The organism is Cytophaga hutchinsonii ATCC 33406 (assembly GCF_000014145.1).
In the GTDB taxonomy this organism is placed as follows: Bacteria; Bacteroidota; Bacteroidia; order Cytophagales; family Cytophagaceae; genus Cytophaga; species Cytophaga hutchinsonii.
The window spans coordinates 289524-314251 of record NC_008255.1; the positions used below are offsets into that span (position 1 = coordinate 289524).

Below are 24728 nucleotides of genomic sequence, written 5' to 3' on the forward strand. Positions count from 1 at the left end.
ACATGACAACAGAAAACACAAACATGGCGCCGCAGATCACGCGGGAACCACTAACAGGATCACAAAAAATTTATGTGTCCGGCACAATGCATCCATCGGTAAAGGTGGCCATGCGCGAGATCAAACTTGAAGACACTGTGATTCATACAGGCCTGAAAGGTGCTGCTGAAAAACGTCAGAAAAACCCATCTGTTACGGTATACGATACCAGCGGTCCGTACACCGACCCGAGCATCGACATCGACATCCGCAAAGGCCTGCCGCGCTTACGCGAGCAGTGGATCCTTGAGCGCGGGGATGTGGAAGAACAGAAAGAATCCTTTTCAGAATATACACAGAAGCGCAACAACGATCCGTCTTTGGACCACTTGCGTTTCGATCACCTGAAACAACCGCTGCGTGCCAAACCGGGACAAAATGTTTCGCAGATGCACTACGCGCGTAAAGGCATCATCACGCCGGAGATGGAATACATCGCCATACGTGAGAATAACCGCATTCAGGAATTGCAGGCATCCGGCGATTCCATTAAGTCGCTTTGGGATCAGCACGAAGGACACAGCTTTGGTGCAGCCATTCCGAAAGTAATTACGCCGGAATTCGTGCGCGAAGAAGTAGCGCGCGGAAGAGCCATTATTCCTTCCAACATCAACCACCCGGAAAGCGAGCCGATGATCATCGGCCGTAACTTCTTAGTGAAGATCAATACCAACATCGGTAACTCTGCAGTAACGTCTTCCATTGAAGAAGAAGTTGAGAAAGCGGTATGGAGCTGCCGTTGGGGCGGTGATACCCTGATGGATCTTTCTACCGGTAAAAATATTCACGAGACACGCGAGTGGATCATCCGGAACTGTCCGGTGCCGGTTGGTACCGTGCCGATCTATCAGGCGCTTGAAAAAGTAAACGGTAAGGCAGAAGACTTAACGTGGGAAATTTTCCGCGATACCTTAATTGAACAGGCAGAACAAGGCGTGGATTACTTCACCATCCACGCAGGTGTATTGTTGCGTTACATTCCGTCTACGGCAAAACGTGTAACAGGTATTGTTTCCCGTGGTGGTTCGATCATGGCGAAATGGTGTCTGTCGCACCACAAGGAAAACTTCCTGTACACACACTTCGAAGAGATCTGTGAGATCATGAAAGCATACGACGTTGCCTTCTCGTTAGGAGACGGATTACGTCCGGGTTGCTTAGCAGATGCCAACGACGAAGCACAATTCTCAGAATTAAAAACCTTAGGTGAATTGACAGAGATCGCCTGGAAACACGATGTACAGGTGATGGTAGAAGGTCCGGGTCACGTGCCGATGCATATGATCAAAGAAAATATGGACAAGCAGTTGAAGGAGTGCCACGAAGCACCGTTCTACACACTTGGTCCATTGACGACCGATATCGCACCGGGTTATGACCACATCACGTCTGCCATCGGTGCAGCCATGATCGGCTGGTTCGGTACGGCGATGTTGTGTTACGTAACACCGAAAGAACACTTAGGACTACCGAATAAAAAAGATGTGAAGGATGGGGTAATGGCGTATAAGATCGCGGCACACGCTGCCGATCTTGCGAAAGGCCATCCGGGCGCACAAAACAGAGATAACGCATTAAGCAAAGCACGTTTCGAATTCCGCTGGGCAGATCAGTTCAACCTGTCGCTTGACCCGGATACGGCGCGTGAGTTCCACGATGAAACACTGCCGGCTGAAGGCGCGAAGATCGCACACTTCTGCTCGATGTGCGGACCGCATTTCTGTTCGATGAAAATCACACAGGAAGTACGTGACTATGCAGAAGCAAACGGCTTAAACGACGGAGCGATCCTGGAAGAAGGTATGAAAGCGAAGTCGGAAGAGTTTAAGAAAGTGGGCGGAGATCTGTACGTGTAAGCGGAAGGCGTAAAGCCTAAGGCTAAACGCTACACCGTGGTCTGTGGCACACAGAACACATTAGTTAGGATGATGGCCTGTGAGCCACGGGCCATGGTGACACTGGCGTCAGATAGTTAGATTTAAGAAACGATAAAAGCTTTAGGCGTTCAGCCTTTAGCGTTAAGCAAAAAAGATGTACGCACCTTTAGAAAAACCATACGTTCTCTCCATCGCCGGCCTGGATCCGACAGCAGGCGCGGGTATTCTTGCGGATGTGAAAACATTTACGGCAACGGGGAGTTACGGCTTTGCTGTAGCAACCTGTTTAACGGCGCAGACAGAAGATACCTGTGAGCATGTACAATGGTTTTCTGTAAAGGAGATTACAACGCAGTTGAAACCGCTGCTTGAAAATTATCCGATCGCAGTAACCAAACTGGGTGCCATGAAAGATCTGGTAATGACTGAAGCGCTGATTGATTTTGTGCTTGAGTATAATCCGGACATGAAGTTTGTGCTGGATCCGATCTTAAGTACGTCTTCAGGAAAAGAGTTTATGAAACTGAATGCGGATATTAAAGAACTGCTTTCAAAAGTTTATCTGCTTACGCCGAACTATCCGGAAATACAGATGCTGACAGAAAATCAGAATGCGCTGGAAGCGGCCATGGTTTTATCCATGCATACAAATGTGTATCTGAAGGGCGGTCATTCCAACGAAGAGATTCTGGTGGATCGGTTGTTTGTAGAAGGCGTTATGACGGAATTTCCGAAGCAGCGTAATGCAATTGCAAAAAAACACGGCAGCGGTTGTGTACTTTCTTCTTCAATAGCATCATTTCTTGCACAGGGAAAATCATTAGCTGAAGCAAGTGAAGAAGCAGCCAAATACATGTGCGGCTTTTTCAGTTCTACAGAAACAAAATTAGGAATACATCAATAAAAACGAATGAATATTTCAAACCTACATTATATTACGGATACCACACAAGGACTGGAACCTTTATTAAAGGCAGGCCTGAACTGGGTGCAGCTGCGTGTGAAAAACCGTAACGAAAAAGAAATGTACAACCTGGCAGATTCGTTTGTTGCGCTGTGCGAAAAATACAAAGCGTATTCCATCATCAACGATTATCCGAAACTGGCCAGACGTGTGGGCGCCGATGGCGTACACCTGGGTAAAGAAGATATGTCGCCGGCCGAAGCGCGTGCGTTGCTCGGTAAAGATTTTATCATTGGAGGAACAGCAAACACGTTCGAAGATGTTGAAGGATTGTACGAAGCGGGTGTAGACTACGTAGGACTGGGTCCGCTGCGTTTCACAGAAACAAAAAAGAATTTAAGTCCGGTGCTGGGCTTAGAAGGATATAACGAAATTATGCAAAGCTGTCAGGCAAACAGCATCCGTACTCCGATCATTGCAATCGGCGGCATTGCAGTGGAAGACCTTGCAGCGCTGTATGATATGGGTTTGCACGGAGTAGCAGTATCCGCGGCGATACGGAAAGCGCAGAATCCGGCAGCGGCGGTGAAGGCTTTTCTGGCGGTGAATGCGTTGTAGATTGCTTAAGGCCTAAAGCCTAATGCCAAAAGCTTTTGGCTGTAACCGTAATTTGTAATACTAAAATATAGATACTTAAAAGTAGTTTCTATTTGCATCATATGCTGATTTAGTGCTCAAAAGCCTTGCACTTTAAGCCTTCTGCCTTAAGCCAAAAAAACTATGAGTGATCAATTAAAAATAGCCGACAAAACATTCACCTCCCGCTTATTTACCGGAACCGGTAAGTTTGCTACGGGAGAAGAAATGTTTCATGCGCTGCAGGCCTCCGGCTCCGAGCTGGTGACGGTTGCACTGCGCAGAATAGATATAGATGGCCAGGAAGATGATATTCTGAAATGGCTGAAAAAAGGGAATTTCAATTTATTGCCGAATACGTCCGGCGCGCGTAATGCCAAGGAAGCGGTGTTTGCGGCAACCCTTGCGCGTGAAGCGTTAGGAACAAACTGGTTGAAATTAGAGATTCATCCCGATCCGAAATATTTAATGCCGGATCCGATTGAAACATTGAAGGCGGCAGAAGAACTGGTGAAAGCAGGCTTTGTGGTGCTGCCTTATATACATGCCGATCCGGTATTGTGTAAACGTCTGGAAGAAGTTGGCTGTGCAGCAGTGATGCCGCTTGGTTCGCCTATCGGTAGCAACAAAGGATTGCGCACACGCGATTTTCTGGAAATAATTATTGAACAAAGCAATGTGCCTGTTATTGTGGATGCCGGAATCGGCGCGCCTTCACAGGCTGCCGAAGCAATGGAGCTCGGTGCAGCGGCGGTGCTTGTTAACACAGCAATGGCTGTTGCCGGCGACACCAAAGCCATGGGTAAAGCCTTTGGTATGGCTGTTGAAGCCGGACGTATGGCGCATCTGGCGAAACTTGCTCCGGTAAGCAATGCAGCACATGCAAGCAGTCCGCTGTTATCCTTTCTGAACGATTTATAAAAATGTCACAGTTTAAAGAAATCTTTGATCAGTATTCCTGGGATGAAGTATATGCTTCTATCTACGCTAAAAAAGCGCTGGATGTAGAACGTGCCTTGTCTAAAGAGAATCTGGATCTGGAAGATTTCAAAGCATTGGTTTCTCCCGCTGCCGCTGCGTATTTGCCTGCTATGGCCGAACGCAGTCATCAGCGTACCTTACAGCGCTTCGGTAAAACGATGCAGATGTATGTGCCTTTGTATCTTTCGAACGAGTGCCAGAACATTTGTACTTACTGTGGTTTCAGCATGGATAATAAACTGCTGCGTAAAACCTTAAAGGACGAAGAGATTATCCGTGAAGCAAAAGCCATTAAAGAAATGGGTTTTGATCACGTGCTGCTGGTAACGGGTGAAGCGAATCAGATGGTTGGCGTGCCGTATTTAAAACATGCGATTGAACTATTGCGTCCATACTTTGCACAGATCTCGATTGAAGTGCAGCCGCTGGATGAAGATGAATATAAAACACTGATTGATGCCGGAGCTTACGCCGTATTGGTGTATCAGGAAACGTATCATCAGGAAGAATATAAAACACATCATCCAAAAGGAAAGAAATCAAATTTCTATTACCGTCTGGATACGCCGGACCGTGCGGCACGCGCAGGTGTAGATAAGTTGGGCCTGGGTGTATTAATCGGTCTGGAAGACTGGCGGGTAGATAGTTTCTTTACAGCACTTCACTTGAATTACTTAGAGAAACAATACTGGCAAACGAAATATTCCCTGTCGTTTCCCCGCTTGCGTCCGTATGTGGGTAACACCGAACCGAAAGTAATTATGAACGATCGCGAACTGGTGCAATTGATTTGCGCGTACCGTTTGTTCGATCAGGAATTAGAACTATCCATTTCGACACGCGAAACCGAAGCGTTCCGGAATCACATTATAAAATTAGGCATCACGTCCATAAGCGCTGGCTCAAAAACAAATCCGGGCGGCTATGTGGTAGAGAAAGAATCGCTTGAACAGTTCGAGATCTCCGACGACCGCACTCCACAACAGATAGCAACAATGCTGAAAGGCGCGGGCTACGAACCGGTGTGGAAGGATTGGGCCCAGGCGTATGATGTGTAATTGAAGGTTCGACGGAGAAACGCTTAAAGCGTAAAGCTAAATGCTTAAAGCTTTTAGCAGCAGAGATAAACTTTCGCACGGGTACTTGTGTTAACTTAACCATCACATAAATGTGGCGGACCGCGCAGCCTATCTGATAATTAACATCTGCCGCGCTTCCCGCCACAGCGGGACCGTTGGCTTTAGCCAATGGATGGCAAGATTAAAATTACAATTACAGATTAGATATTTCACGCCTTAAGCTTTCCGCATTAGGCTTTAAGCTTTTAAAAAATGAGCAGATATTCCCGTCAAACCATCCTTCCCGAAGTTGGCATCGAAGGCCAGCAAAAACTAACCAACGCATCTGTGCTTGTTGTAGGTGCTGGTGGATTGGGTTGCCCGGTGTTGCTCTACCTGGCTGCAGCTGGTGTGGGACGGTTGGGAATTATTGATGCGGACAAAGTGGATATCACAAATCTGCAACGTCAGGTGTTGTATGTAACGGAAGATGAAGGAAAGTCAAAAGCGGAAACAGCGGCGAAACGTTTGAGTGCATTGAATCCCGAGATTAATATTGATGTGTATCCGGTTTGGCTTTCCAAAGAAAACGCGCTTGAAATTTTTTCTTCCTATGATATAATAGTTGATGGCTCGGATAATTTTGCGACACGCTATCTGGTGAGCGATGCCTGTGTGATTTTAAATAAGCCGCTTGTATTTGGTTCGATCTTTAAATTCGAAGGACAGGTGAGTGTATTTAATTATAAAGGTGGGCCTACTTACAGATGCCTGTTTCCGGAACCGCCTGCTGCAGGCGAAGTGCCCAACTGCTCTGAGATTGGCGTGATCGGTGTGCTGCCGGGAATCATTGGTACGTTGCAGGCCAATGAAGTGATCAAGATTATTCTGAAGAAAGGTGATGTGATGAGCGGTGTGTTATACATGTATGATGCGTTGAGCAACATGGTTCAGCAATTAAAAGTATTCAGAGATCCTGTGGCAAGTGTTGTTACTGAATTAGGCACGTACGAAGAAGTATGTGAGACATCACCGGATATTGATAAAAGGACCTTTGATGTGTGGAAAGAAAAAAATGTTGTTTACCAGCTGATCGATGTGCGCGAACCGCATGAATTTGAAAATAAAAATATCGGCGGAGAATTAATCCCGATGAATACCGTTAAAGACAATCTGAATCGCATACGTGAAGACATTCCTGTAATCGTGCACTGCCAGATGGGTGGCCGCAGCAGAAAGATTGTCGACTTTTTGTATGAGAAAGGATTTAAGAACGTGTATAATCTGAAGGGTGGATTGAGAGAGTTTTAATTTTTCTTATCAGATTAAAAAAAACAAAACACAAAAAACAAATTACAAAATGCTTTACAGTAAACCGTCGATCATTCTAAGATAGTTTATAAAATATTATTTCGTTCGTTTGGGTTTTGTTATTTGATTTTTGGATTTTCTACTCTGTCGCAGTTTGGAATTTGTTTTTTGTGTTTTGGAATTTTTTATATCATAGAAGCTATTCGTCCAAATGCCGCTAACGGATCGCTCTGCACCCACACCGCACCTAACAGCGCCGCTCCGTCGAACCCGCTCTTTTTAACCAAATCAATGTTCGCTTCGTAGATACCGCCCAATCCGATGATGGGAATGCCTGTTTGTTCTTTTAATTCCGAAACTGTTTTTTTTAAGTCTGCAAGGGAATTGTTGGTACCATAGTTTTCTTTTGAAATACTTTGAAACAATGGACTGTAAAAAATATATTCAAACGGATGAGACAGATTGCCCGCATCTGCGATGGAATGAATAGATGTTGAGATGATTTTTATGTCCGGATGCACTTGTGCAGGGTTTATTCTGTCCAGCTCTTTCAGGTGTACGCCCATTACCGGAAACTCTTTTGCTAAAGAATGATGTTCATGCAGAACAAAATGTGATAAAAGTTGGTTATGATCATGCAGATATTTTTTATATTGGTCAGCGGTAAAACGTGGTTTCCGGATATGGATGGTGCAGTTATAGATTGAAACAAGTGCAGATAGAATTCCCCCTTCTTTAGGGTGGTTTGTCTCCGGAGTAATGACTTTAATCATAAACATAAATTAAATGTACAATCAAAGATTGATTAATGGAAATTGTTCGATAGATTATATAAATCAAATTTAAAACACTAACTGAAATGAAAAAAATCGTTTTTCTTGTTTGTATGCTTGCATCAAGTTTTCTTTCTCAAGCAGAAGATTCTATCCGCATTATGCGTTCTTTAAGCTTTGGATATCAGTATACAGAGTTTTCAGGTTTGTCGTCTCAGATGCAAACAAAGTATGATGGCGGCGCATTTGTGTTGAGTGCAAATGAATTTACTATTTGCCACCGTTTGATGTTTGGCGGAGAATTGGGTGGGCTTAAAAGTACGCCAGCAGAAGATGAATTCATGTCGGCTAAAGTAATGCAGGGCTTCGGTTACTTTAATTTCGGTTATTTGGTCGTGGATAAATCATCATTGATGTTGTATCCATATGCAGGAATCGGCGCCGTATACAGTGGTGTAACGCTGAAAAATAAAACTGCTGTAGATTTTGTTGATCCAGATTACATAATAAAATCCGGACAGAAAGGCTATTTCTCCAATGCAGCACTAAGCTTTAATGTAGGATTGGGATTGCGCAGAAATATTACTTGTTCTAAAACAGATCATATCCTTCAGCTGGGGCTGGATGTTGGGGCTCATATAACGCCAACGAAAAAAGATTTTATCTACAACGGTACGAGAGAATCAGTTGAGTCATTTGGTTCTGCAACGAATGTTGGATATTATGCTAAGTTCACTATCGGAGGATTGATGAGTATGGCTTGCCCGAAGATGATGGGTTGTAAAATGAAATAAATAATTTATTGTTGGTTTGCACTTGAAGGTTTGGTTGATTTATTTCAATCAAACCTTTTTTGTTTTTAATGTATTACATAATTGAATCTTCTTTTATCATACTTCCCATACACGCTCTTTTATTTTCTATAACATGCATATTTTGATCGTAATATCAGAATCACAAAGATGTATTAATGAAAATTGTTTCTTAATTTATGTATACATAAAAAATGATCAGCTAACCAAAAAGTTATTACAATGAAAAAAGTATTATTTATTACTGCACTGCTATTTGCCGGGCTTGCATCCCAGGCGCAGATTGATTCAGCACGTTTTATGCATTCTATCGGATTTGGCTATCAATATACCCAGTTTGATGGGTTGTCCAATCAGATGCAGAATACTTATGGCAACAACTACAATTTAGATGCAGGTGCCTTTACCATGAATTTTGCCTGCAATAGTATTTATAAAAGATTTATGTTCGGCGGAGAATTCGGTGGCTTACGACGTAAAGTTAACAACGATGATTCCATGTCGTCAACGGTTTCACAAGGCTTTGGATATTTCAATTTTGGATATTTGATTATTGATAAACCGGGTTGTATGGTATATCCGTTTGTAGGTATCGGCGGTGTTTACAGCGGATTGGTATTAAAAAATAAAACTGCTTCCGATTGGACAGATCCTGATTTTGTGATCAAAGCAGATGAGAGAGGCAACTTCTCTTCTGTCGGCGCCAGTATTAATGCCGGACTTTCATTCAAAAAAATATGTAACCATACACACGAAGGAAAACAGCTGCAGTTAGGCTTAGATCTTGGCGTACATATAACACCCGGTAAAAGAGACTGGATCTACAAAGGATCCGATGAAAAGGTTGAATCATTTGGAACGGCTGAAAACATTGGTTACTATGCACGGTTCACTATCGGCGGACTTATGACACGTGTGTTCGACAGAAGTGAATATATGAGATAGTAGTAAAAAAAATGCCGGAAATGAATTTCCGGCATTTTTTTAATATTTCAAATCAATCGTTTCTTTAAACCGTTTGGTTGTATAACCATTGGGCCAGTAACAAAACATTTTTTTTATGTAAGCAATATCCTGAAGGATCAGTACCTGTGCTTCCCCTGTAATAATAGAACCTTCGTGCCGGTTAAAATAATCATTCATATATTGATCCAGCTCTTCTTCCGTTAATCCGGGATGTGAAATATAGTATTTGTACATTTCTTCAGAAATAAAAAAGCTTCTTTTTCCTAAAGCCGTTTTATACCCTTTTTCCTGCGTAAACTTTTGTTTGTATTTTTTATTTGCAAGATCCGTTCCTATAAAATCGAAATCAATTTCTTTAAGAGAATCCGGACATTTTAACGCAATGTAATTTTTTGTAAAAGCAAGAATTGTATAAACATGTGAATTAAGTGTGATGGTTTTTCCTATATCCGCTTTTGTAATGGCTGTAACAATAAAATCTTTCGGAGCGATGATTTCATATTCAACAATACCTTTATATGTTTTGGCTGGTATAAAAGGTGTAAATCGTATGTTAAATGTATAACGTACAGCATCATTATTCCGGTAGTACTGGCCTGTGTAGAAATAAAATTTTTCATTGCGCAGCTGCACTTGTTCACCTTTTTCATTTACAAGATTATAGGAGACCAGTTTTGAAGTAAAAAGATTACAATCCTGTTGCGGGATACCTTTAGGAAATAGCCCATACAAAGAAAAATTTTCAGAAGATTTTTCACTTTTCATTGTTGCGTGTATGGAATCTATAATGGAAGAACTATTTTTAAATGTTTGTCCTTGCCAGGGAAATGCTGTTTCCGGATCAATTGTTTTAGAGATCAATGAATCGGGCACATACAATTTCTGATAAATACTTTTTCTCAAATATTTAAGAAACGTGATGTCGCTTTTGGAAAAATCCTGCGCCTGCGTAGTTGTATAACTGAATACTAAAAAAATATTCAGGAGGAGTAATGCTGTTTTTTTCATTAGCCAATCTGGTAACGTTCATATAAAAATAAGCATTTAATCTTTTCAGTATTTATACCGCAAAAGAATATCTATACAAAACATCGAATTTTATATATGATGGAGATTTACTGGCTACAGTGACAGCTAATCCGTGTGCATACTTATATAACAATCCGGCGTTGGGTATGCATAACATCGTTGTTGGAGTATCAGATGATTGAAAGCTGAACGGTTATATATCCCTGGCAAGATTGATTCTGAACTGGCATTCGGACAATATATTGTTCTGCTGGTGGCAGGAAGAGAAACGGTGTGTAATAAAAATTGAAAAGAAATAAAAGAAATTATAAATTATGAGCTATAAATTATCAATGAATTCTTATAAGTTTTTCATATCAATGGGTTAATATGATTTACTGCGAAGAAATAATATATGTCAATCCATAATTTATAGCATATAATTTATAATTATATACTTTTCATTGATAGATACCGAAAATAGTTTTAGATTCATCATGTAAATGATACATGATTATGGAGAACAAAAAAAATGTAGTTGTTATCGGCGGCGGTTTTGCAGGTGTGCAATTCATTAAAAAGCTGGATCAGAAATTATTCAATGTTACACTTTTAGATAAGATCAATCATCATCAGTTTCAACCCTTGTTCTATCAGGTTGCAACGTCTCAGTTAGAGCCTTCAAGCATTTCGTTTCCCTTCCGGAAAATTTTCCAGGAAAATGAAAATGTTCAGATCCGTCTGGCAGAAGTAACAGGCATTAATCCGCAAGCGAACACTGTCCATACATCCATCGGTGATTTCAATTACGATTATGTAGTTATTGCTGCTGGTTGTAAAACAAATTTCTTCGGAAATAAAGTAATCGAAGAAAATTCCTATACATTGAAATCAACCAGCGATTCCATTGCACTTCGCAATCATGTATTGATCAATTTTGAAAAGATTATATCTGCGCCAAAAGAGGAACAGGAAGCGTTGTTTAACATTGTAATTGTAGGAGGAGGGCCGACAGGTGTTGAGCTTGCAGGTGCATTTGCGGAGATTAAAAGAAATATTCTTCCGAAAGATTATCCGGGCATTGACTTTACAAAATTACGGATCATGCTTATTGAAGGAAGTAAAAATACCTTAAACAGCATGAGCGAACTGGCGCACAAGGCATCCAGAATGTATCTGGAAAAAATGGGTGTAGAAATTCAGACGGAATTATTTGTTAAAAATTACGATGGTAAGATTGCTGAATTAAGTAACGGCGAACGTATTCCTACAGCGAGCCTCATCTGGGCCGCAGGTGTTACCACCAATACATTTGATGGGTTGGAAGATTCAGTATATGGTCCGGCAAAACGCATAAAAGTAGACCGCACCAGTTTGGTTTCCGGGTATGCAAATGTGTATGCTGTAGGTGATATTGCGTATATGGAGACACCAAAGTATCCGAAAGGCCATCCGCAGCTGGCAAACGTTGCCATCAACCAGGCAAAGAATCTGGCCAGTAATTTAAAAGCTATTCAGAAAAATAAAACATTAACGGAGTTTGAATATAAAGATCTTGGCTCAATGGCCACGATTGGAAAAAACAAAGCCGTGGTAGATTTGCCTTTTATAAAATTCAAAGGTTTTTTTGCCTGGCTAACCTGGATGTTTGTACACTTGATGCTGATCTTAAGTGTGAAAAATAAATTGATTATTTTCATCAACTGGGCATGGGCCTATATTACTAAGGATACGTCTTTACGCTTAATATTGACACAGAAGGGGCCAAAAGCAGAAGGCTGAAAGCCTAAAACAAAATAGTATTATACAAAAAGAGATGCTGTGATAAAATCACAGCATCTCTTTTATTGATTGGCATTAAGCTTTACGCTTTCAGCATTAGGCCTTGATCTGCTTTCCTACCAGTTCGATCAAATCTGCCGTGCGGTTTGAATAACCGAATTCGTTGTCGTACCAGCCGAATACTTTAACATTATTTCCCTGTACCATTGTTAGTTCACTGTCAAAGATACTGGATGCCGGATTGCCAACAATATCAACGGATACCAAAGGATCTTCCGAATACGCTAAGTATCCTTTCAGACTTCCTTCTTCAGCTGCTTTTTTGAACGCTGCATTAATTTCGTCTTTAGTTACCGTTCTTTTTAATGTTGCAGTAAAGTCTGTGATTGAACCAACTGGAACAGGTACACGTAACGACGTGCCATTTAATTTCCCTTGTACCGATGGGATCACAAGTCCTAAGGCTTTAGCAGCTCCTGTACTGGTTGGTATAATAGACAGCGCTGCTGAACGGGCACGTCTCAGGTCTTTGTGCGGCGCATCCTGCAGACGCTGGTCGGATGTGTATGCGTGTATCGTATTCATAAAACCACTTTCAATCCCAAAATTGTCTTCCAATACTTTAACCATTGGCGCTAAACAATTGGTTGTACAAGATGCATTTGAAATAACGGTTTCACTGCCATCCAGAATGTTGTCGTTAACGCCTAATACAATTGTTTTCAAATCACCGGTTGCAGGAGCAGAGATGATTACTTTTTTTGCACCGGCTGTAATGTGTGCTTCAGCTTTTTCTTTTTCAGTAAAGAAGCCCGTTGATTCCAATACAACGTCAACACCCAAGGCTTTCCATGGCAGGTCAGCAGGATTTTTAACGGATAGCACTTTTACTTTTTTACCATTAATGATTAGGTTCTCTGCATCATAACTTACCTCTCCGTCAAATACCCCGTGCGAGGAATCAAATTTGAACAGGTGTGCGAGCGTTTTAGTATCTGTCAGGTCATTGATCGCAACAACTTCTATGTTTTTCTTTTTTAATAATGCCCGGTAAGAAATCCTTCCGATTCTACCGAAGCCGTTAATAGCTACTTTCATATGGATATTTATTTTTGTTTAATAGTAAATCTGATTACTGTTTTAATTCTGTTCTTGCTGAATCCTGTTTATTGTGTACTATTTAGTACATAATTAGATAAAAAAAACTACTGAAGAATTTCCAATTGTTTTTCGATCAAAGGAATCAGTACTTTTTTGTTTGAATACACACGCACCGAAATATTTAAACCGTTCCACACGGAAAGTAAATATTTTGCCAGCATCTCCGGCTTTTCTTTTGTTTTAAGTGTACCATTAGCCTGGCATTCCTTTATCACTTTCAGGAACACCTGTTCAAGTTTTAGTAGAAGCGAAGCTGCAACATCTGTAAGACCGCTCTCCCGATTGGAAAGCTCTGCTATGGTGTTACCCAGCAAACAGCCATTCTTATGTCGCACTGATTTTGTATCAGCTATACTATAGAAAAGCGATTTTAAATGGTCGATTTTATTCCCTGCTTCTTTAAATCCCTTTTCCAGGCTTTCTACAGCAAGTCGGCTCCGTTGCTGCATTGCGCGTTCAAACAGTTCGCGCTTTCCGCCTTTAAATTCCAGGTAAAAACTGCTCTTGCCAATGCCCATTGCTTCCAGCAGTATTTCGGTTGAAGAAGCTTCATAGCCATATTTCCAAAACACGTCAATAGCTTTGTTTATAACTTCTTCTTCATTAAATATTTTAGGCCTGCCGGACATCTGTGCTGTTGCTTACATATCAAATAACGTAAATTGTACTGAATAGTACAAAATAAACCTGTGTTTTTTTAGTTCGCTGCATAAAACCCTTAAAAAAAGAAAAGCAGCCGTTTTAGGGGCTGCTTTTCAAGGAACGTAAAAAAATGTTGAAAGGTTTAATAAAGCAATTAGTGCGCTTTAATGATTTGGATCGTTTCTGTTTTATAGTCCGATGCAATTTTCACCAGGTACAAACCTGCAGCATACTGATCGCCTAACGTAAATGATTTGCTTGCTATTTTTGTTTCAACAACAATACCGCTTGCGTTCAATACGGTAATTGTTGCTTCGCCAAATGCATCCGGAATAGAAACAGTTGTTTGTTCCGTAAACGGATTTGGTGCAGAAACAACAGAAGAAATTTCTACAGACGATGTGGATGTTGTAGAAGTAAAATCATCCGAAGCAGTTCTTGCAGCGGGTGGTGTGTTTGTAAAGATCACAGCATAAGCACCCGATTGATTTACCAATACCAGATCATTCGTGTTATATGTATTTGCAAAGAAGAAACCGCTGAAACCAGGGAAGTCCATTGAACCATCAATGTATATCTTAGGTGATGAAGCACCAAAACTATTAAATCCGTATGAAGGGATATTTGTATACCAGCGTGGTGCACCATTATTTGTCTGTAAGGAGAACTGCCACAGACCATTGTTAGGAAGATCCCAGTTGATAACAGCAAGCGATACGTTGCTTAAATTCGGTCCGCCTGAGCCAACAGAATATACATACTTGAAGTTTTTTATTGTTGTGGGCAGAGGCGCGTTACGTGGTATTCCAAAGCGTGTAAATAAATTTTCTGCCACAGCAGATTTTGTAACTTTTACATAGTCAAATGTTACAATCGTATTTAACTGATCACTGCCGACACCTGCACATAAACCCACATAAATAGAAGAACCCATATTGATGGTAGAACCACCAACGTATACCCAGTTAATAGTATCATTTGAACAGTAACTTTTGAAACTGTTTCCTTCGCGTGTTATTTTTAACCATTTGTATGCATTATAGAAATGCAGATTTTTTATGTCATCCGGATTGTTAACAGATGAACCACCGGTTGCGGATCTTAATTGAGTTGCAACTGCATTCTGTGGTGTGTGCACAATCATCAGATGTTTTGAATCTGCGCTCAATGTCTCACGCATCATGATACCTGCTTTCGACCAGCCAGCCGCTTTGTTCATATCTTTAATGTGTGCTACAATCTGCCCGTCTCCCTGTAACGATTGATACACGTAATTCAAACCATCGCTTTCGTTCCAGATATCATAGCTGCCGGATTCAATTCCGAATACGCCGTTTCTGTATCCGGCAACGCCTGGTCTTCTTGTTGTTCCGATTTCCTGTTTAGCCCAGGGAGCAGGTATTGCATCAATAGTTGTATCACGTTTGAATGTTGCACGCAGTGCATGTGCACCGCTCATTCCGGTAAACCCATAGTGCTGCGGCGTACCAATCGGAGCACCATCAAAATATACCTGATCGATAACATAACCTACGTTTGGTGTAATGGCAAAATTTATTGTCTGGTAGATGCTGTATTCAACTAAACCGCTTGGATAGATACTGCCGCCGTTTACAGCATTGGTCTGTACGCTGACCGTATTAGGATTTCTTGCCTGAACAGTAAACTGCATGGTTGGTCCCACAGCACTGATGTTTGTAATTGTAAGACCTGTTTCATTTCCGTTTTTCCATCTGAATGGATGTGTGAAAGATGAAAAGACACTTGAATTATTATCGAACAGATCATATGAATCACCCCGTACATCCGGGCTTCCTTCTGTTTGCAATTCATCCTGGCCATCAGCCTGAATCAGATGCACAAGCGGCGGATAACCGTTTGGTGTAGTTGTGTTGCCATCAATACCGCCATCTTCATCCACATAATAAATACCCAAGCCCTGATCCGGGCCTTTAGCTGCCTGGTAATACCCGCCATACATGTGCGCGGCAATAATTAAATATTCTTTTGGATTGTTTGGGTTTGTGTATTTAAAAACCTGATTGTAACTGTTTGAAGTAACGGTATACGTCTGCGTTGTTGTAGCTGAAATTGCGTTGTTTTCGTTTGTCCAGCCTTTGATGTAACGCAACGCAGGATTGACAGGCATTGGAGTTTCTGTTCCGGCACTGGCCATTACACAGAAGTCTCCAAGGTTACTTACATTCGTTCTGTAATAATCTGTCCAGCCAAATACACTGTGGCCAACTTCATGACAAATAGTATTTACGGTTGGTTTTTCTATACCGGTAACATTATACACGTTCAGGCCGCCGATCTGCAGCTGCTGATTGTTGTTTTTTACAAACGAACCATCCGTGCCATATGCAACACCGATGCCTCTTGAGCCGCGGCTGATGATATTAAAATGATGCAGTCTTGCTGTTTCCGGATGCAGACTTAAATTCTGAAACCCATTCGGATATTTAGCTGCAATCTGGCTTGCAATGTGTGGTATAAAGTTTCCACTGGTAGCATCATCATCGTGATAGTAATGGAAACTCTGAGGCAAGGATACTTCAATTACCGTACTGTTAAGGCTTACTTTACTGTTGCTTTGAACATAGTAAAAATCTTTCACTGAACCATGGCAATTCCAGGAATTAAAGCCAGGCTGATTCATCAGCATAGCAATTGAATCTGTTGGAATGCCAAGTGAATAATCGGAATAGTTTACTATTACGGTTAATCCGTTGATTACGGAAGTTTGTGCAGCTGCCCACTGGAAGAAAGATCCAAGGACTACGCCAAGCAGTAGTATCGCTTTTTTCATAAAAGTTGAATAGGTTAAAATATAGAGAAATGTATTCTGAAAGGATAAAAATATTCAACCCGACCGTTAAAAATAGATCTAATGAGTGAACGGTTTTGTTTGAAGGATAAACGGCATCCTTTAGTTAGTTAAAGGATGCCGCTAGTATATTTCACAATTCAATGTTTTATAGATTGAATTGTTTTAAAAACGCGTCTTTATTTCTTCTGGATACTTCGATCTCAGAATTGTCTGTCATAACAACATTGCCGCCGCCATCTCCCTTTACATATTTTTTTAAATGTTTAAGATTGATCAGGTGTGATTTATGAATGCGCCAGAAATTATTCTGACCTAAAATATGTTCAAATTCTTTCAGCGTTTTGCTGGCAAGTTGTCTGGTGCCATTTTTCAGATGTACCATGGTATAATTACCATCTGCTTCGCAGCGTATAATGTCTTCTATATCGGTAAAAATATATCCCTCGCGTACATTTAATATAATCTGAGTAATTTCTGAGGCATCCTTTGATTCATTTTTTAATAAAAAGGACATGCGCTCATTTACGTTTTCTTTATCCAGCTTAATGAATTTTTCTACGGCTTCTATTAACTCCGTTTTATCAACGGGCTTTAACAGGTAATCCAGCGCGCTGTGTTTAATTGCCTTGAGTGCATAATGATGATGTGCCGTTACAAAAATTACTTCAAAGGTAATTTCCTTCAGCCTTTTTAATAACGAAAACCCATTCATTCCGGGCATGTCAATATCCAGAAAAACCAGTTCCGGATTCAGGTCCTGTATCATAGATAAACCTTCTTCACCGGAACACGACTGTCCGAGTACATCTATCTGAGGGCAATATATTTTAATCAGAGAATGAAGAACTGTTCTCCCGTCAGGTTCATCATCAATAATAATTGCTTTGATTTTATTATTCATGACCGGTTTCTATTTTAATGTGTATCATTGTTCCGCTAGCTTGATTTAAGTCGTTGTATAGATCTGTTAGTATAAGTTCTGTTTTTAATTTATAGGTAAACTGAATAAGTGAGAGCCGTTCACGAACCAACGTGATCCCTTTTGATTCATGTGTTTCTGTTTGTTTTTTTTGTGCAGCTTTTCTTCCAACACCATTATCCATAATCTGAACGTGCAGAATATTATTGTGATGATAGATTTTTAAATGGATGGTTTTGTTTCCGGATTTGGGCCTAAGCCCGTGCCAGATGGCATTCTCAATAAAAGGCTGTAGGATAAACGACGGAAATTCATAATCATCTGTATGGATATCTGCAGCAACATCTATTGTATAACAAAAAGAATTGCCCAGACGCATTTGTTCCAACAATAAATAATTTTCAATAAATACAATTTCTTCAGAAAGCGGAACAAATATCTGATCCGAATAATGCAACGTGTTTCGTATCAGTTTTGAAAACCGCATCAGAAAATCAACAGCCTGTTCTTTTTTATCACTGAGTATGCGTTCAAGAATTGAATTTAATGCATTGAAAATAAAATGCGGATTCATTTGCCGTTTCAATTCAATCAATCGCATGGACGTGTTTTTTTCAGTTGTTGTAATAAGCTCCAGCGTTGTTTTTTGTTTTTCACGTTCTGAATCTTTAATCGATTCTGTTATACTGATGGATAGAAAAATGAACTGTACAATAACACCAATATTGAGTGCATATACCGTAAATATGGAAGATGGCAGCCAGTTAATGTATTCCAGCCAGAAGATTAAAAAGAATAAATTTAAAAACACAAACGCGAATACAAACCACAGCGCACTTTTAAGACCTTTTTTATATCGGTTGTATCCAACCCAGAAAAATATCTGTATAAACAAAATATTAAATATGGTAAAGATCGGTGTTGAGCAGATTATACCGTGAAGCACAATGCCAATAACCTGGAGGCATATAATGCACTGGAAAAGTTTGTATAGATGTAGTTGCTGTTTCTTGATCTGAAGAAACTCCATTGTAAACAGGGATAAGAAAATAATACTTACCGTTAGGCTTAACGAATCAATATGGCTGTTTATCTGTGGAAAATCAGGCCACAGATATTGAAATCCTGTTCCATTCTTACTCATGAGATAAATCAGTATTCCGATTGCGTAGATTACATAATAGAGATAATGAGTTACCCGAAGGATTAAAAATGAAATAAAGTTATATAAAATAATAAGCAGCATAAATCCATAAAAAACACCTAACAGCACATATTCCTTCAGGCTGTATGCATAAAACTGTTCATGTGTTTTAATAACTGGCTCAAACACATTTATGGAGGATGAGTATAAACGCATGTATACTTCTGTTGTGTCAGCCAGCGGAATAGAAAGCTTAAAACAAATATTTTTGTGCGCAAAATCTCTCGTGTCAAAAGGGAAGTCCAGCCCCGATTTTTTTTCAATAAAACTTCCTTTTGAATCTTTAATGTACAGATCTACTTCATTGATGTCATAATCATACATTTCAATAATAAAATCTGTTAAGTCAGGCGTATGATTTACCACATAAAAATGCAGCCAGTAAGCAGATGTGAGGTTGTTATTGGTAAAATCCAGATCTTTTTCAGAAATTTTTTTAAAGGGTACCTTTCCGGCAATTTCAGTTATTTTTTTTCCGCGCTGCTGATCTTCATAATATTCCGCGTATTTTCTAACCACATAATATTCTTTGCTTGTATTAGTTAAAACAATCGGTACAGGAGCTGCATATGCCGATGCAGACAGTAATATTGTTACTGCGCTGATCAGTACTTTTTTTATAAGAGCTGGAGTATCCAAAAAAGGAAAAAAGAATTTTGAAAACATGAGTTAAAATGAAGAAGCGGTTATTCTTCAATACGTTTAACTACTAAAATACAGGATATTTTAATAAATAGAAATAAAAATAATCTGTAAAAAAGAGAATATGCTGACTAAGCCCTGTTTAAGCGGTTAGCAGGGCTTAGTCAGTTTTTTATTTTTTTCTACCACCGCCATCTCCCATAGGCATTTTATTAGAATTCAGTACAGAAGCAATGCGTTTTCCAAATCGGTACGTTAAGGAGAACATCAGTACGCGGTTGTCCCATTTGAAACTATCCGATGTTTTAATATCTCCGAACGTACCACTGCCTACATAAACATACTTCCAGAATATATCTGTGACAGAAAGTTTTAGGGAGACTGTTTCATGCATCATTTTTTTCTGAACACCGGCAGATAATTGCCATACTTCTCTGTACAGAATTGTTCCGAAATAATTCGGGGATTCATAATTGAATGACAGTTCTGCTGAAATGCTGTGCGGAAATTTGAACGTATGCGTTGCGTTTACCATCCACGCAGGGCGGCTTACAGTCTGCATACCAAAACCTACATCACCGGTAAGTGAATTGTTGTAAAAATAAACATAATTGTTCATGGACCACCAGTGTTTGATTGTTGAATTCACAGAAAAGGATACCCCTAAATTTTTCTGGTTAGATAAATTTCGTGATGTGTAAGTTGTTGCCAATGAATTCGGATCTATTTTAAACCCTTCGGCTAAGGGCTGTAGTGTATAGGAATAATTAAGTGTTGCTAAGAAGACTCCATTCCATTTTGATGTCGTCAGTTCGGCCTGGTGTGTATATTCAGGCAGCAAATACGGGTTTCCTGAATAGGAATTGTACGGATCGCTGTAATATATAAACGGATTCAAATCATGATAGGAAGGACGTTGTATACGTTTTGAATACAATACTGTATACGATGTTTTTTCAGTGGGCTGATAGGAAACAGCTGCGCTCGGGAAAAAGTTTGTATAGTTTCTGTTAAAGGTACTGTCGAGCGTTTTCTGTTCTCCTTTACTCAACGTATGTTCCACACGTACACCGCCGGATAGTTTCCATTTATTCAGCTGCTTGTTAAGTATAGCATAGGCTGCCTGAATATGCTCGGTATAAATGAAAGTATTTTCGGCTACATAAGAACTTGTAACATTGGCATTGGTTTTTACACCCATGTATTTTACTCCGGCTTCCAGTTTAATTTTATAAACCAGTGTTTTTGTAAAGTCAGCTTTTGCACCCCATTGATCTACGTTAACAGGTATGTATGATTTGTAGGAAGTAGATGGTTGCGTTGTAGTTCCGTTGGCATCATAATAATCGGTTGTAAACACCTGATCAGACTTGCTGTTATTCTTCTTGTATTCTCCTTGAAAAAATAATTCAGAACCAACAGTGTCCATCAGGTATTTATAACCGATGCTTGAATTTATATTGTAATATTCAGATGTAGATTGATCGTTTGTTAAAAAATAGGAAGAACGGTTGCCGGAAGGTGTGTATAAGTTTGATTCTGTATTTCCCTTCCAGGTTGAATGTTGATAAAGTGCTGTGCCATCCCATAGCAAGGTACTTTTAGCACTAAGATCGTAACTTCCGTTTAATAAAACGTTCTGTGTGTTTTTTGGATGTGCGTATTCGGTTGATGTATAATACGAAGAATCCTGGAAGCTTGTGTAAGCTCTGTTAACGGAAGAACGCTGCAGATCTTTTTTATAGCTGTACTGGTACCCGCCGCCTAAGGTAAGTTTCTTTTTTTTGTAAGACAGATTTATACCGATGAGTGCTTTCGGATATACGCCTTTGGCAATGGAGCTGTTAACCGAACCATTAAGCCCTTCATATGCACCTTTTTTTAATTTTATGTTTATGATACCTGCATTGCCTGCTGCATCGTATTTTGCAGAAGGGCTGGTAATGATTTCCATTTCTTTGATTTGATCTGCAGGAATGGATTTCAGTAAGGCACCAACCTGCGCATCATCCATGTAAAGCGGTTTACCATCCAGTAAAACAAGTACACCGCCTTTGCCTTTTAATTTTACAATGCCATCTTTATCTACCGTTGCTCCCGGGGTACGTTGTAGCACATCTGCAGCCGTTAAGCCGGCGTTTAAAATTCCTGCTTCAACATTTACTACAGTTATGCCCGCCTCCTGGCGGATGAATGGTTCCTGTGCCGTAATAAGTATTTCTTCGCTTGCGTCATGCTCTGATACAACTGCATCGAACTGTTGTTTGTTATGGTCTTTCGTTAATGTAAAAGACGGCAGGTACGTATCGGTGTAGCCAATGGTAGAAACAATAACAAAATAGTTTCCGTAAGAGATGTTTTCAAAACTGTAATAGCCGCTTGTATCCGATAGCGTTCCTGTAACTGCAGACGAGTCGGGAAGGCTGTGTAAACGTACGGTGGCGAATTCTATTGGGATTCCTTCAGCGTCTTTTATAAACCCTTCAACCTTTCCTTTTGTCTGCCCAAAAGAAACCTGTAACGTTAGAAGGAATGATAAGGTACTGAGGAATAATAATCTACTTGTATTCATGAATAGGAGTGTATTAAAGCTGGTAATATAGCAATAACACATTAAATAATTGTGTCTGTTTTTACAACAGGTTTGTGCTGCATGTTTATTTTAACGGTAGCAGCAGTATTTTTTCCGGAAAGATTTTTGAAGCGGTATTTTTCTCCGGTTTATCTTTTTTTCTTCTGCCCAACCAGATGTATACGCCGGTTACAGGTAACGATGCACCGGTTAAGCTTGCAAGAAATGCAATACATTTCCCAGGCAAGCCCAATATTTCACCAACATGAATGCCGTAATACATGCGTTCCATAATGTCTGCTGCCTTCGCGTCTTTGTATTTCAGTGATTTTTTTGACGGAACTTCTTCTCCGGAATACTGATCAAAGTTGTATTGCTCATACTGAAAGCCACCGAATTTTTTGGGTGTAACGAAGAATGCAATAGTACCGCCGGCTTCGTCATGATGCGGGTAATCCATATACACATTTAACGGATCGGGTATCTCTGCCCATACTTTTAACCATGCCTTGTCTAAATTAGTTGTAACGGTAACGTTTGCAGGTATATGTAACGTATCAGAAAATAATTCAACACGATCGTGTTTTGTTTCTCCTCCGGAAGCTATCCAGTGTAGTGAATGGTTAAACCATTTTAAGCCCCACTGCATACCGGTTAATGCGATGAGTAACAAAAAAATCATGGCATAGAAACCAAGAATATTGTGCAAGTCATAGTTTTTACGTTTCCATTTAGTAGTATCTTTCCACTTAAATGAAAAACGCTGTTTAGCTGCTGATTTATTTTTTGGCCACCATAAAATGATACCCGTAATGAGTAATACAACAAATGTAAGTGTGGCATAGTTAACAATTGGTCTTCCGATTTTCCATGGCAGCCATAAAAAACGATGGCCGTTTAAAACAAACCTGAAAAAATCAAAGGAGTCTTTTTTGTAATCGGCAATATGTAAGACTTTGCCGGAATAGGGATGAAGAAATAAATTGTAGTTGTATTCTTTTTCATGTGAAATATGTACACAGATAGTTTTGCCTTCGTAGTAATTAAACCCATGGATTTCTTTTCCCGGAAATTGCTGCACGGTAATTTGATTTACTTGTGATGGAAGCAGCAAAGGTTTGTTTTCAGGAGTAATATTGTTCCATGGTTCTGTTAATGCGGTTATCTCTTCCTGAAATACCCAGATGCACCCTGTTATACAAACAATAAACATGATGGTACCTGAAATCAAACCCAGCCACAAGTGCAGCCAGCCGATCACTTTTTTAAAGCCGCGGGTTTCTGTTGGTTGGGAAGATTTTTTTTTGCCTGTAATCATGTTTTGAAGTATTGGTCGGTTAATAAAAGGACTGGTCAGCAGCATTGAAAATCTGCTGACCAGTATAAGTGTAAGAATTTAATTTATCTTAATTTTTCAAGACGAAGAATGTAATCCAAACCGCCAACAAATTCAATTCCTTTTGTTAAGGCATCTGTTTTAGGGTCATATATCCATACGTAATCTCTATCAGAAGAATTTACAGCGATATAAGCTTTCCCATCTTCAATAACGACAGACTGAACATAACGTTCGCCTTTATCCGCAGGCAAATCCAGTGTTTTGATAAACGCACCGGAGTGTACATCAACAATAGAGTAAGAGTGGTCTGCATCAATAGAAGTGCCGGCTACGCATGTACGTATAATAGCTTTTCCTTCGCCGATATACCAGATAGCCGCAGCCATTCCATTACTAACGGTTGAAGAAAAATTAAAATCATACGTTGCATCTAATTCCGTTTCCCCGCTTTTAATTTTATAGATATAAGAAGGCTGTGTATAGTTATACCCATCTACAGGATCTGTAATAAAATACAGATCGTTATTTTCATCTACAAATGAATAAGGGCAGTATACATTCGGTCCGCCTGGTGAAGTAGATCTCGCATCTTCAAGTGTTTTATCAACCGTCATGGTTGCATAATCAATAACAGCAACCATTGCTTTATCAGCACTCTCCATGACTGGCCAATTGTCCCAGTTTGATCTCATACCATAGCCTAAGAATATTTTGTTGTCTCTGTATTGAGCGAAACAAACATTGTATGCTGCCATGCCTGTTGTAAGAGCATTTACCGACAGGTCTCCGGAAGATTTTACAACCATTGTAGATGTATTTAAAATCGCATATCGTATTTTATTTTGATCTGCATTTGTACCAAACATAACAAGTGTTTCATCGTCTGCCCAAACAACAGAAGACCAATCCAGTTCTGTAAAAAGAATTTCCTTATCAACATAAAGTTTATTGTTGCTTACGTGGTATTTACCTAAACGGCCGGTACTTGATTTTGCATGATAATAGTATCCGTTTTTTTGAATTACATCCTGCGCGTATAAGTATTTTGTCATTTCTGCACCATTACCTTTAAGGTCTGCTGTGCCTTCTGTTAAGGATTGTAAATTAAGCATGAAGTAGGCTGTGTTTGGCCATGCACCAACCATTAGCATCGTTGAGTATTTGCTGTTATCAATTGGTTCAGCGGATTCTTCCTCTTTTTTCTTGCATGAAGCAAAGAGCGAAACAATTAAAATTGAAATTAGTAGATGTTTCATTGTTTATAGGTAT

The 24728-nt window shown here is 40.0% G+C and carries 19 protein-coding genes; 9 read left to right on the top strand and 10 right to left on the bottom strand.

From position 1 onward, the window contains the following. Nucleotides 1-2: 2 nt before the first annotated feature. The 6 genes from thiC to moeB all read left to right on the top strand — a co-directional run bounded on the left by thiC (nucleotide 3) and on the right by moeB (nucleotide 6806). Nucleotides 3-1895 (top strand): phosphomethylpyrimidine synthase ThiC, encoded by a 1893-nt coding sequence (gene thiC / locus CHU_RS01250; RefSeq protein WP_011583648.1) that lies wholly within the window; start codon nucleotides 3-5, stop codon nucleotides 1893-1895. Between the two features lie 175 nt (nucleotides 1896-2070). After that, nucleotides 2071-2820 (top strand): hydroxymethylpyrimidine/phosphomethylpyrimidine kinase, encoded by a 750-nt coding sequence (locus CHU_RS01255; RefSeq protein WP_011583649.1) that lies wholly within the window; start codon nucleotides 2071-2073, stop codon nucleotides 2818-2820. Nucleotides 2821-2826: 6 nt separating this feature from the next. Continuing rightward, on the top strand, nucleotides 2827-3438 hold the full coding sequence (locus CHU_RS01260) for a thiamine phosphate synthase (RefSeq protein ID WP_011583650.1): 612 nt from the start codon (nucleotides 2827-2829) through the stop codon (nucleotides 3436-3438). 162 nt (nucleotides 3439-3600) lie between these two features. After that, on the top strand, nucleotides 3601-4377 hold the full coding sequence (locus tag CHU_RS01265) for a thiazole synthase (protein ID WP_011583651.1): 777 nt from the start codon (nucleotides 3601-3603) through the stop codon (nucleotides 4375-4377). Between the two features lie 2 nt (nucleotides 4378-4379). Next, nucleotides 4380-5495 carry a 2-iminoacetate synthase ThiH gene (gene thiH, locus CHU_RS01270; protein WP_011583652.1) on the top strand — a complete coding sequence of 372 codons (1116 nt, stop codon included), beginning with the start codon at nucleotides 4380-4382 and terminating at the stop codon, nucleotides 5493-5495. A 273-nt stretch (nucleotides 5496-5768) separates the two neighbouring features. Next, the gene (moeB, locus tag CHU_RS01275; protein ID WP_011583653.1) at nucleotides 5769-6806 is read left to right on the top strand and encodes a molybdopterin-synthase adenylyltransferase MoeB; all 1038 of its coding nucleotides are present in this window, start codon (nucleotides 5769-5771) and stop codon (nucleotides 6804-6806) included. 185 nt (nucleotides 6807-6991) lie between these two features. On the opposite strand, the gene CHU_RS01280 is transcribed toward moeB, so the two are convergent. Beyond that, nucleotides 6992-7579, bottom strand: a complete 588-nt coding sequence (locus CHU_RS01280) for a thiamine phosphate synthase (RefSeq protein ID WP_238379327.1) — start codon at nucleotides 7577-7579, stop codon at nucleotides 6992-6994. Nucleotides 7580-7665: 86 nt separating this feature from the next. Between CHU_RS01280 and CHU_RS01285 the strand changes: the two genes are divergently transcribed. Both CHU_RS01285 and CHU_RS01290 read left to right on the top strand, forming a co-directional pair. Further along, complete coding sequence (locus CHU_RS01285) at nucleotides 7666-8373, top strand: hypothetical protein (RefSeq protein WP_011583655.1); 708 nt, start codon at nucleotides 7666-7668, stop codon at nucleotides 8371-8373. Between the two features lie 240 nt (nucleotides 8374-8613). Then, the gene (locus tag CHU_RS01290; RefSeq protein WP_011583656.1) at nucleotides 8614-9336 is read left to right on the top strand and encodes a hypothetical protein; all 723 of its coding nucleotides are present in this window, start codon (nucleotides 8614-8616) and stop codon (nucleotides 9334-9336) included. A gap of 39 nt (nucleotides 9337-9375) precedes the next feature. Here CHU_RS01290 and CHU_RS01295 read toward each other — a convergent pair whose 3' ends face one another. Then, nucleotides 9376-10365 (bottom strand): hypothetical protein, encoded by a 990-nt coding sequence (locus CHU_RS01295; protein ID WP_011583657.1) that lies wholly within the window; start codon nucleotides 10363-10365, stop codon nucleotides 9376-9378. Nucleotides 10366-10881: 516 nt separating this feature from the next. Between CHU_RS01295 and CHU_RS01300 the strand changes: the two genes are divergently transcribed. After that, nucleotides 10882-12147, top strand: coding sequence for an NAD(P)/FAD-dependent oxidoreductase (locus CHU_RS01300; protein WP_072355954.1), 1266 nt, complete (start codon nucleotides 10882-10884; stop codon nucleotides 12145-12147). A 96-nt stretch (nucleotides 12148-12243) separates the two neighbouring features. Here CHU_RS01300 and gap read toward each other — a convergent pair whose 3' ends face one another. From gap to CHU_RS01340, 8 genes are all read right to left on the bottom strand, one after another. Beyond that, nucleotides 12244-13245: a type I glyceraldehyde-3-phosphate dehydrogenase gene (gap, locus tag CHU_RS01305; RefSeq protein ID WP_011583659.1), complete on the bottom strand. Its 1002-nt coding sequence runs from the start codon at nucleotides 13243-13245 to the stop codon at nucleotides 12244-12246. Between the two features lie 107 nt (nucleotides 13246-13352). Next, on the bottom strand, nucleotides 13353-13937 hold the full coding sequence (locus CHU_RS01310; RefSeq protein WP_011583660.1) for a TetR/AcrR family transcriptional regulator: 585 nt from the start codon (nucleotides 13935-13937) through the stop codon (nucleotides 13353-13355). 167 nt (nucleotides 13938-14104) lie between these two features. Further along, nucleotides 14105-16762, bottom strand: a complete 2658-nt coding sequence (locus CHU_RS01315) for a M6 family metalloprotease domain-containing protein (protein ID WP_011583661.1) — start codon at nucleotides 16760-16762, stop codon at nucleotides 14105-14107. 166 nt (nucleotides 16763-16928) lie between these two features. Then, nucleotides 16929-17684 (bottom strand): LytR/AlgR family response regulator transcription factor, encoded by a 756-nt coding sequence (locus CHU_RS01320; protein ID WP_011583662.1) that lies wholly within the window; start codon nucleotides 17682-17684, stop codon nucleotides 16929-16931. Further along, on the bottom strand, nucleotides 17677-19572 hold the full coding sequence (locus CHU_RS01325) for a 7TM diverse intracellular signaling domain-containing protein (RefSeq protein ID WP_011583663.1): 1896 nt from the start codon (nucleotides 19570-19572) through the stop codon (nucleotides 17677-17679). Before CHU_RS01325 ends, CHU_RS01320 begins: the two co-directional genes overlap by 8 nt. Before the next feature lie 148 nt (nucleotides 19573-19720). Then, nucleotides 19721-22120 (bottom strand): TonB-dependent receptor, encoded by a 2400-nt coding sequence (locus CHU_RS01330; protein WP_041932116.1) that lies wholly within the window; start codon nucleotides 22118-22120, stop codon nucleotides 19721-19723. An 85-nt stretch (nucleotides 22121-22205) separates the two neighbouring features. Beyond that, nucleotides 22206-23438, bottom strand: a complete 1233-nt coding sequence (locus CHU_RS01335; protein WP_041932519.1) for a PepSY-associated TM helix domain-containing protein — start codon at nucleotides 23436-23438, stop codon at nucleotides 22206-22208. Nucleotides 23439-23521: 83 nt separating this feature from the next. After that, on the bottom strand, nucleotides 23522-24715 hold the full coding sequence (locus CHU_RS01340) for a DUF4374 domain-containing protein (RefSeq protein ID WP_011583666.1): 1194 nt from the start codon (nucleotides 24713-24715) through the stop codon (nucleotides 23522-23524). Between the last annotated feature and the right edge of the window lie 13 nt (nucleotides 24716-24728).